A 421-nucleotide genomic window follows, 5' to 3' on the forward strand; every position below is an offset into this window, starting at 1 on the left:
GTCGACCGCTGCGGGACCGGCCTGGTGGTCACGGGGCGCACGGCCGACGGCGTCGTCGAAGCGGTCGAGCTGCCGGGGGCCGCGGTGCTCGGTGTCCAGTGGCATCCCGAGTGGATGGAACGTGACGATCCGGCGCTGAGCTGGATCGTCGCCGAGGGCAACCGGCGGATCTGACTCGGGGAAGACTGTCGGCCGCCACCGAAGGGTGGCGGCCGACAATTACTTTCAGGTCAGAGCGGTTTTCACTCGACGCTCACCCAGGACACGAGCGAGCGCATGGCTTCTTCGGGCGAGGCCGTCTTCGGGGCCGGGGCCGGGGCCGCAGGCGCGGGGGCATCGCCGACGTGGGCGGCCATCCAGGCGTCGAGCACGCCGAGGATGAGTTCGATCTGTCGTTCCGCCGCTGGGGGGTCGGTGAACA

The 421-nt window shown here is 70.5% G+C and carries 1 protein-coding gene; it reads left to right on the forward strand.

The genetic code is table 11. The annotated features are described in order from the left end of the window. A partial coding sequence (locus CJ177_RS46535) for a gamma-glutamyl-gamma-aminobutyrate hydrolase family protein (protein ID WP_179443482.1) occupies window positions 1-174 on the forward strand: 174 nt, incomplete at its 5' end. Window positions 175-421: the final 247 nt, after the last annotated feature.

This window comes from Rhodococcus sp. ACPA1 (assembly GCF_002300195.1).
Taxonomy (GTDB): Bacteria; Actinomycetota; Actinomycetes; order Mycobacteriales; family Mycobacteriaceae; genus Rhodococcus_F; species Rhodococcus_F opacus.